Annotated in this window: 8 protein-coding genes and 1 tRNA gene; 4 read left to right on the top strand and 5 right to left on the bottom strand. The window is 68.3% G+C overall.

All coding sequences use genetic code 11. The annotated features are described in order from the left end of the window. Positions 1-55 precede the first annotated feature (55 nt). Positions 56-1,516: a flavin-containing monooxygenase gene (locus tag ACFW0G_RS28915; protein ID WP_378328571.1), complete on the bottom strand. Its 1,461-nt coding sequence runs from the start codon at positions 1,514-1,516 to the stop codon at positions 56-58. A gap of 75 nt (positions 1,517-1,591) precedes the next feature. Here ACFW0G_RS28915 and ACFW0G_RS28920 point away from each other — a divergent pair, with 75 nt between their 5' ends. Together ACFW0G_RS28920 and ACFW0G_RS28925 are read left to right on the top strand one after the other, a co-directional pair. Beyond that, on the top strand, positions 1,592-2,191 hold the full coding sequence (locus tag ACFW0G_RS28920; RefSeq protein ID WP_378328572.1) for a TetR/AcrR family transcriptional regulator: 600 nt from the start codon (positions 1,592-1,594) through the stop codon (positions 2,189-2,191). A 222-nt stretch (positions 2,192-2,413) separates the two neighbouring features. Continuing rightward, the gene (locus tag ACFW0G_RS28925) at positions 2,414-2,863 is read left to right on the top strand and encodes a hypothetical protein (protein WP_378328573.1); all 450 of its coding nucleotides are present in this window, start codon (positions 2,414-2,416) and stop codon (positions 2,861-2,863) included. Position 2,864: 1 nt separating this feature from the next. Here the strand turns inward: ACFW0G_RS28925 and ACFW0G_RS28930 are convergent, their stop codons facing one another. Continuing rightward, positions 2,865-3,086 (bottom strand): DUF3618 domain-containing protein, encoded by a 222-nt coding sequence (locus tag ACFW0G_RS28930; protein WP_378328574.1) that lies wholly within the window; start codon positions 3,084-3,086, stop codon positions 2,865-2,867. A gap of 123 nt (positions 3,087-3,209) precedes the next feature. Here ACFW0G_RS28930 and ACFW0G_RS28935 point away from each other — a divergent pair. Beyond that, a tRNA-Leu gene (locus ACFW0G_RS28935) sits at positions 3,210-3,283 on the top strand. A 284-nt stretch (positions 3,284-3,567) separates the two neighbouring features. On the opposite strand, the gene ACFW0G_RS28940 is transcribed toward ACFW0G_RS28935, so the two are convergent. The 3 genes from ACFW0G_RS28940 to ACFW0G_RS28950 form a co-directional block, all read right to left on the bottom strand. Further along, on the bottom strand, positions 3,568-3,921 hold the full coding sequence (locus ACFW0G_RS28940; protein ID WP_378328575.1) for a DoxX family protein: 354 nt from the start codon (positions 3,919-3,921) through the stop codon (positions 3,568-3,570). 97 nt (positions 3,922-4,018) lie between these two features. Further along, positions 4,019-4,867: an FHA domain-containing protein gene (locus ACFW0G_RS28945; RefSeq protein ID WP_378328576.1), complete on the bottom strand. Its 849-nt coding sequence runs from the start codon at positions 4,865-4,867 to the stop codon at positions 4,019-4,021. 90 nt (positions 4,868-4,957) lie between these two features. Next, positions 4,958-6,724: a serine/threonine-protein kinase gene (locus tag ACFW0G_RS28950; protein WP_378328577.1), complete on the bottom strand. Its 1,767-nt coding sequence runs from the start codon at positions 6,722-6,724 to the stop codon at positions 4,958-4,960. Between the two features lie 490 nt (positions 6,725-7,214). Here ACFW0G_RS28950 and ACFW0G_RS28955 point away from each other — a divergent pair, with 490 nt between their 5' ends. After that, a complete protein-coding gene (locus ACFW0G_RS28955) occupies positions 7,215-8,711 on the top strand; it encodes a hypothetical protein (RefSeq protein ID WP_378328578.1) in 1,497 nt (498 codons plus the stop codon). Positions 8,712-8,812 lie beyond the last annotated feature (101 nt).

Here is an 8,812-nt window from a genome sequence, read left to right on the forward strand (position 1 = left end):
CCTTACGGGCGCCTGACGCCCGTAAGGTGGCCTTGACGGCACTTCGAGCCGACGATCAGCCGAGGAGTTCGTAGTCGGACTGGCGGACCTTGCGCGTCACCAGCCAGTAGCGCCAGGTGAAGCCCGGCCAGATCGTCCGGTTGACGCCCTTCGCGTCGAGATACCAGCTCTTGCAGCCGCCGCGTGTCCAGATCCCCTTCGCCAGCTTCCGCTGGATCTCGGTGTTGAACCGCTCCTGCGCCTCCGGCCGGGCGTCGAGCGCCTTGCCGCGGGCGAGCCGCAGCGCCTCGGCGACGTAACGGATCTGCGACTCGATCATGAAGACCACCGAGTTGTGGCCGAGCCCGGTGTTCGGGCCGAGCAGCAGGAACAGGTTCGGGAACCCGGACACGGTGATGCCCAGATGCGTCCGCATGCCCTCGCTCGCCCATTCCTTGCCGAGGTCGCGGCCGTCCTTGCCGAGGATCTCCAGCTCGTCGAAGGCGTCGGTGACGTGGAAGCCGGTGCCGTAGATGATCGCGTCGACCTCGTGCTCGACCCCGGCGGCGTCGACGATGCTGTGCTCCCTGACCTCCGCGACGCCGTCCGTGACGACGTCGACGTTGTCCCTGGCGAGTGCCGGGTAGTAGTCGTTGGAGATCAGGACCCGCTTGCAGCCCATGGTGTAGTCCGGCGTCAGCTTGGCCCGCAGCCCGGGATCCTTGACCGCTTTGTCGATGTTGCGCTTGGCCAGGCGCTGGCCGAGCTTCATCACCCACGACTGGCCGTTGAACCCGAGCGCCCGCGCTTCCAGCCGCCAGTAGACGAAGTCGCGGTAGGCCCGTTGCACCAGCGGCGCCGAGCGGAACAGCCCACGCAGCCAGCCCGGCATCGCGCGGTCGGGTTTGGGCATGATCCACGGCGGGGTGCGCTGGAACAGCGTCAGGTTCGCGACGCCGGGAGCGATCTTCGGGACGAACTGGACGGCGCTCGCCCCGGTGCCGACCACCGCAACCCGCTTGCCCGCCAGGTCGTAGTCGTGGTCCCACTGCGCGGAATGGAACGCGCGGCCGGCGAACTTCTCGACGCCGGGCAGGTCCGGGATCATCGGCAGGTGCAGCGCCCCGATGCCGAGCACCAGCGCGCCGGCGACGAACTCGTCCCCGGACTTGGTCGCGACGTACCAGCGGTTTTCGTCGGCGTCCCAGCGCGTGCCGGTCATCTCCTGGCCGAAGCGGATGAAGCGGTGGAGGTCGTATTTGTCGGCGACGCGGCGCATGTAGCCCCAGATCTCGGGCTGTGGCGAATAGGCGCGTGACCAGCCGGGATTCTGCTCGAACGAGAACGAGTACATGTGCGACGGGATGTCGCACGCACAGCCGGGATAGCTGTTGTCGCGCCACGTACCGCCGACGTCGTCGGCCTTTTCGAGGATAACGAAGTCCTCGCGCCCCTCCTTGCGGAGCTGGATCGCCATGCCGAGGCCGGAGAACCCCGTCCCGACGATGACGACCCCCGTTTCGGTGCGCTTGCCCATCTGCCGACCTCCCGCGTTCCTGTTACCCGGAGTCCATCTTACTCGGAGTAGGTTACTGGCGGTAGAGTGTTACCCGTGACCACCGCCAAGCGCAAGCGCATGCCCCGGGCCGAACGCGAACGGCAGATGATCGAAGTGGCCGAGCAGGTGTTCTCGGCACGGGGATACGCGGCGGCGTCGATGGACGAGATCGCCGAGCTGGTCGGCGTCTCAAAGCCGATGCTGTACGAGTACTTCGACTCGAAGGAAGGCCTGCTGCTGGCCTGCATCCGGCAGTCGAGGACGGAACTGCGCGACGTCACCGCCCAGGCGACCGTCGGGGCCGCGACCGCGGAGGAGGCGCTGCGCCGCGGCATGCTGGCGTTCTTCGTCTTCATCCGCGAACGACGGCAGGCGTGGTCACTGCTGCGCCACGAGATGGCACTGATCGGCACGCCCGCGGCGGACGAGATCGAGCAGGTCCGGCGCCAGCAGACCGACCTGATCGCCGCACTGGTGAGCGCCTACCTCGCCGACGACGATCACCTGCGCGCGGAGGCCGCCGCCGAGATCGTGGTCGGCTCGAACGAACGGCTCGCCATCTGGTGCGAGCGACACGAGGAAGTCACCCCGGAAATGGCCACCGAGTACGCGATGGACGTGCTGTGGTCGGGACTGGATCCCCGCCACGGGTGATCTGCTCGTGAAGATGCCCGTGCATTACGCCATTCGGTCGTCACTCAGAGCACATTCCACTCCGTGTCTTGTGACACAGAGTTGTATTACGGTATCGATAACACGGACAAAGTGTGCTGGACTGTCACAGCCGCGCAACGAGGCGGGTGACTCCGTCATGCGCGCGCGGTGGCCGAGTCCCAGTCCGTGACGCATGCTGATGAGGGGAAGGGGTGAGTGCAGATGGTGGAACCGATCACGGCGACCTACGTCCAGGAGGACGCCGACTGGACGATCACGGTGAGCGGCCATGGTAAGGAACTGACCGCCAGGGCTCCCGGCATCATCGCCGCCAGAGACCGGACGGACCAGCTCGTGGAGAAGCTGGCGCCGGAAGGCAAGTCGACGGTGGTGCACCTGCTCAACGGCAGCGCACTCGAGTTCACCACGGCCTACATGACCGCGCGGCTCACCCTGCCGGAGATCGCGCCGCTGGAAGTCCCGCCCTCGGCCACCGCCCCGAAGCAGGCCGACGCACCCGCCGCGGAGAAGACCAGCGGGAAACCGCAGCTCCCGCCGAGCAAGCAGCTCCCCAAGGCCGTCGAGGACCGCAAGCAGGACGAGCAGAAGGCCGACGACACCAAGGCCAAGGCTTCCGCCAAGGCCGCGACGCCGCCGGCCGCCCGGGCCTGACTCAGCGGAAGAGCTTGCGCAGCAGCAGCACCCCGATGAGGGCGCCAACGCCGATCAGCGGGAACTTGATCTTGGGCTCGTTCAGCTTGGCCTTGATGCCCTGGCTCGCCTGATCGGCGAGCTTCTTGGGGTTGGCCTTGGTGCCGAGCTGGTCGAGCGTGGAAGCCAGCGCCTTCCTGGCCTGCTCGATCTCACGCTCGATGGTCTCGGGGTCGCGAGCCACGTGTCCTCCTCGCCGCTTCGGGACTTCAAGCGCCCACGTTAGAGGACACCCTCCGCGCACCCGGCACTGGCCACGCCGAGCGGAGCCGACCGGCCCGCGCGCTACGCTTCACCGAGCAACACTGGGGCCGTAGCCCAATTGGCAGAGGCACACGGTTTAGGTCCGTGCCAGTGAGAGTTCGAGTCTCTCCGGCCCCACGAGACGGATGCTCCTGTTCGCGCCCCTTCGGGTCGCTCCCGGTGTCCGCGGTATCTACCCGGGGGATGACCCCCGGACCCCCAGCACGCAACGCGGGTCGCCTTGAGTGGTTCGTGCGCACCCCCGGCCCCCGCCGTGGTCGCCTCGGGCCCCAAGGTCACCTTGGGACTGTGGTCGCCTTGCTCTGTGGTGAGGCGGATGTCGCGAACGCTCCGTTCGCGGCAGGCAAGCCCGTCACGCGAAGCACCAAAATCCACAATGAACACATTCGGGGACGACTGGCTCAGTGCAGGAAGGCCAGGACCGCGCTCGCGACCGCGAAGGCCAGGAAAGCGCCGGGGAAGGCGATGTTGCCGAGCACGCGGGCGCGGATGTGCGCGACGACGGCACCGACGTAGAACAGCGTCAGCCCGATCGCGGCGGCGATCCCGAGGATCCGGAAGCCCAGGAGCCCCAGCAGAAGGCCGGCCGCGCCCGCGCCCTTGAGCGTGGCGAGCAGCGGCAGCCAGGACGGCGGGACGTCCACGGCCGCCGAGTTGGCCAGCACGAATTTCGCCTTGACGAAGTCGGCGACGGCGATCGCCGCGTTGATCGCGATGGTGACGACGGTGACGGCAAGGTAGATCTGGGTGTGCACGGACCTCGGCTCCTCGGGTGACGCTGATGGATCAGTCACTCCGACGACGTCCGCCAAGTGGGAAAGGTGACCGGGGCTTGCCGTCACACCGGCGTGGTCAGTCCGCCGAGTCCGGTGCGGGCGGCTCGTCGAGCAGCGCGAGGTCCGGTGGCACCAGCGTGGTCGTGTTCATCACCAGTTCGGTCAGCAGGTTGTGGTTGAGCCAGTTGCCGACCGGCTCGGGCACCTCTTCCTTCGTCAGTCCCGCGACCGGGTACCGGGCGTGGGCGAGCCGGTACCGGACGTTCGCGACGACCCGTTCCACCTTGCGGTAGCCCCACTCCGCGTCCGGCTGCAGCTCGGCGAGCAGATCGGCCACCTGGACGCGGGACAGCGGCTGCGGCCGCGCCTCGTGCCGGAGGTAGCGCTGTCCCAGCGCGACGAGGACCAGCCGCTCGTGCGGTTCCAGACGCCAGGTTCTCGGTGTGTCGGTGGGCTCGGTGTGCACGGCCGTCGGCTGCTCGCCGTTCGACCCCACCACGTACACCTCCAGCAGGTGCTCGCGGTCCGCCGAACCCCGCAGGAACATCGGGGTGTACCCCGAGGTGAGCGGGACTTCCTCCTCCTCGGGGAACAACCACCGGGACTGCGGCAGCCGGATCGGCAGCCGCCCGGTGTTGCCCACCCACCATTGGCCACGACGATGCGTGAGCACGCCCTGCTGCCTGCTGACCCGCCGGTCGTCCTCGCCGACGCAGACGTGCACCTCGTCCTTGTTCCGTCCGAAAAGGACAGTGCGGTTCTCACGCGGGCCGACGGTGTAGCCGCCGCCGATCGCGAGCGCGGAGATCGCCCCGGGAGCCGGTGTCCTGGCGGCACCGGGATTACGGGGCGCGACCCCGAACGCCAGGCTGCCGTGGTCGCTGGGCAGTCTGCGGCCTTCGCCGTCACTCGAACGAAGTCTCACGGCGTTCCTCCTCACGGTTCACGGCAGCCGGACGAGCCGGTCCCGCGATCAGCGTAGGGCCGAGGCGCCGGGACCCCTCCCGCGCGACGTTCAGCTCGGCAGGGCCGTCGCCGCGGCCCTGCCGACGTCGGTCGCCATCTGGCAGAAGTCCTTGCCCGGCTTCCTGCCTTCCACCTCCACCTTCACCAGCTCGACCGCCTTGCGGCCGCGCTGGTCGGCGTAGGCGCGATGCACCACCAGCACCGTGCAGGTCCCGGTGCCGCCTTCGTCACTGCTGTCCACGTAGGCCTGGTGGCCGGACAGCTGGGTCGGTCCGCCCGAACCCGCGGTCAGATCCGTGTTCTGGTCGAAGATGACGCGCAGCTTCGTGTAGTCGGTGGTGCTCTTCCAGCCGCACTTCCAGTTGCCGAAGCCGACCTGGGGGTGGATCGCGTCGATACCGGGGATACCGGCGAGCGCGCCGCCGTTGAACAGGCCGCAGGCGTCGAAGTTGGCCAGCGACACGGGGGCGAACGGCTCGCGGCGGGGCAGCGGGCCCTGGCGGAGCTTCGCGACCACGCTCTTCGTGGCGACATCGGCCATCGTGCACAGGTCAGCGGTGGCGTTCTGCTGCTTCGCGGTGACCCAGATGTCGGTCTGCTGTGTCACGGCCACACTGCGATCGCATTCGTCTCCGTTGCGCGGGTTCTTGTGTACCGCGAACTCACCCGGTTTGACCTCCCGCGGCACCTCGGGTTCCGCGGCCGCGAACTCGACCTCCATGTCCACCTTCGTGGGAGCGCCTACTTCGACGAAGACGTCGCACCGGCCGAAACCGCCGTAGTCGTTCTGCAGCTCGATCCTGCCGAACGGGCGCATGGCGTCCTGGTCGGTCAGCGCGCACGGATCGACGGTGCGCGGGTCGCCGATGACGTCCGTGTCGGATGGTGCCGTCAGCAGCGAAACGAGGAGGACGGCGACCGCCGCGAGCACGAGGACGGCGGCCGTCCCGCTCAGCCAGTACACCCGCCGGCGCCGGCCACGGCCCTGCCGCCCCGGCGGGGACGGCGGCGGAGTGATGGGCGGCTCCCATCCGCCGAGGCATTCCCCGAGCCGTTCGATCACCTCGGCGGTGCTCGGCCGCTCCCCCGGCCGGGTACGGAGCATGTCGGCGAGCACCGGGGCCAGCGGGCCGGCCTGCCGCATCAGCGGGATCGTCCCCTTCCTGGCGCGCGCCAGCACCGCCTCGGGATGCCCGGTGCCGAACGGTGGAGTGCCCTCCACCGCGGCGAACAACGCGGCACCGAGGGAGAACACGTCGGACGCCGTCGTCGCCGGCTTGCCGTTCGCGACCTCCGGGGCCACGTAGGCCGCGGTACCGGTGATGCGGCCGTCGTCGGTCAGCGTCACGTCGCGCCAGACGGCGATGCCGAAGTCGGCCAGCTTGGCGAGGCCGTTGTCGGTGACGAGGATGTTGCCCGGCTTGACGTCACGGTGCACGACGCCGCGGACGTGCAGCGCTTCCAGCGCCGCCGCGATCTGCACCCCGATCCTCGCGACCCGCTCCGGCGCCAGCGGGCCGTTCTCGATGATCTTGTCGAGACTGCGCGAGGGCAGGTACTCCATCACGAGCCAGCATTCGTCGTCATCCACCGTGTCGAAGACGGAGACGACATTCGGGTGATACACCTGCGCCGCGTTCTCGGCTTCCCGCCGGAACCGGTCACGCTCCGTTTCCCCGCGCAGGGAGTGCGGCCGTTTGAGTGCGACCAGCCGTTTCAGCTTCCGGTCGAACGCGCTCCATACGACACCATTGGAACCCGAACCCAGCTCGTCTTCGAGCCGGTACCGACTGGCGATCACGTCCCCGGTGCGCATTGAGCGCATCTTAGTAGTCACGCGGAGGGGCCAATAGCGGGTTCGGCAATAACGGCCGTACTGTTTGAAGTTACCGGACGGTTCACCCGGAATTTCCGGGAATCGGCTCGCCGGGACCCACTCGCCGGGCAGCCGGGTCCCGCGGCGGCCGGTCGAGCCCCGCGGACCGCCGATACCGGACAGCACGCCCGCCGGGCGACCCCTTGCCGGCGCGTCCGGCTTCCCGCCGACAGCCGCACTGACCACAGTGGACACTTCACCATCGGAGCGGGGCCCGGCCCGGTGATCACGAATCCGAAAAGGACGGAAGGCGACCGGATCAGGCGCGTACTCGTGTCGCGCCCGCCGGTTCCGCCGTCTGCCGCAATCCGTGATCACTGGTCTACGCCATTGGGGCAGTGTCACTTTTCCTTCCGTCATCGGCAATTTAACGTCGAAGGGATACCCCGGACACCGTGGAGTCCGGGCCGCCGGACGGCAGGGGACCGCGATGGTCAGCAGACGTGACGTGTTACGGATCGGCGGCGCCGCGCTCGCGGGCACGCTGATCGATTCAGCCGTGTCGACAGGGCAGGCGCACGCGGTGCCGCCGCCCGGCCCGGAAATCCCGATGACCCCGTCGCGGGTGCCCGTCGGCAGGGGCTGCTACCTGACGTTCTGCCGTATCCCGACGGCGGGACTGGACACCTGGAAGTCCATCATGGACAGCTTCGCCGAGGACGGCGTCGAACGGGTCGTGCTGTGGATGGGCGGCGCGTTCCGGTCCCGGAAGTACCCGATCACGTGGCGGTACAACCGCTCCCATCGCAACGTGCGGGAGAACTTCGTCGGCGAGCTGATCGAATACGCGCACACCAAGGGCATCCGCATCCTGCTCGGCTTCACTCCCTACACCTACGACGGCACCAACCAGTACGCCTTCGAACGACCGGACCTCAAGGCGCAGCAGTCCAACGGCCGTCTCGCCCGGATGCAGGGCATCCATTCGTGGGGCTACAACCTCGACCCGACGAAGGCGGACGCGAAGCGCTTCATGCTCGAATACGCGCGCGAGATGTACTTCGACTTCTACCCGAACGCCGACGGCCTGCTCATCGAATCCTCGGACATCGACATCTGCACCGGCGGCGACTGCGGCGGGCCGAGACACTACTACGAGATCGAGTTCGAGTTCGTCCGCCAGTTGTCCGACGAGGTCTGGGCGCACGACCCGGACGCGGACATCCTCGTGCACCCCAACTACTTCGTCGGCGGGCCCAACGGCGCCGAACTGCCCTACGATCCGCGGTGGACGGTGATCTTCAGCCCGTGGACGGTCAACCTCGAATTCGCGAAGAAGGTGTCGCGCGCCTACTACTTCGATCTGGACGTCATCAGCCAGCCGCCGGGCAACGTGCGGGCCAGCGTCCGGTGGGTGCGCGACCACGGCTTCGCCTCGTACTTCCCCTCACAGGAGTTCTTCACCTTCGTCGCCGAGCACGCCGAATTCGGCGAAACCAACCTCGTCGGGCAGCAACTGCGTCCCTTCGGGTTCGACTTCATCGGCCTGGACGAGAATCCCTACCGGGACCCCGTGGTCGCCGTCAACCGGGTCGCGCTGCGTGAATACGCCCAGAACCCCGAGCTGTCCGACGCGGACTTCCGCGAGCGGCTGGGCCAAGCGGCATTCGGGGACGACGCGACCGACCAGAACGTCACGGATCTGCTGTTCCTGCACGACTTCTGCTACGGACGCGACAAGTCGCTCTTCACGCTCGCCGTCCAGGCCGAGCCGCGCGCGATGCGGGACCGGCTCGAACGGGGCCTGCTCGGCCGCGGCGACCTGCGGGCCATCCAAACGCGCCTCGACGCGCTGCCCGCGGTCGCCGAACGGCTGCGTCGCTCCCGGAACCCCGCGGTCCGGTGCCTGACCCAGCACACCCGCCTCATCCAGCACAACTGGGACTCCGACGCCCGCGACCTCCTCGCCGCCCATCTACGCCCCTGACCCAGCCGCAGCGGTGTCGCGAATGGGACATCGACGACGTTCAACGTCCCCAATGTGCCATTCGCGACACCGCCCATCTCGACAAAATTGGCGGTGGGGAC

It is taken from the genome of Amycolatopsis sp. NPDC058986 (assembly GCF_042741125.1).
Lineage (GTDB): Bacteria > Actinomycetota > Actinomycetes > Mycobacteriales > Pseudonocardiaceae > Amycolatopsis.

Excerpts from the sequence above, each read along its gene's own strand:
- ACFW0G_RS28955 (WP_378328578.1), top strand. The coding sequence starts at position 7,215 with ATGGTCAGCAGACGTGACGTGTTACGGATCGGCGGCGCCGCGCTCGCG.
- ACFW0G_RS28915 (WP_378328571.1), bottom strand. The coding sequence starts at position 1,516 with ATGGGCAAGCGCACCGAAACGGGGGTCGTCATCGTCGGGACGGGGTTC.
- ACFW0G_RS28950 (WP_378328577.1), bottom strand. The coding sequence starts at position 6,724 with ATGCGCACCGGGGACGTGATCGCCAGTCGGTACCGGCTCGAAGACGAG.
- ACFW0G_RS28925 (WP_378328573.1), top strand. The coding sequence starts at position 2,414 with ATGGTGGAACCGATCACGGCGACCTACGTCCAGGAGGACGCCGACTGG.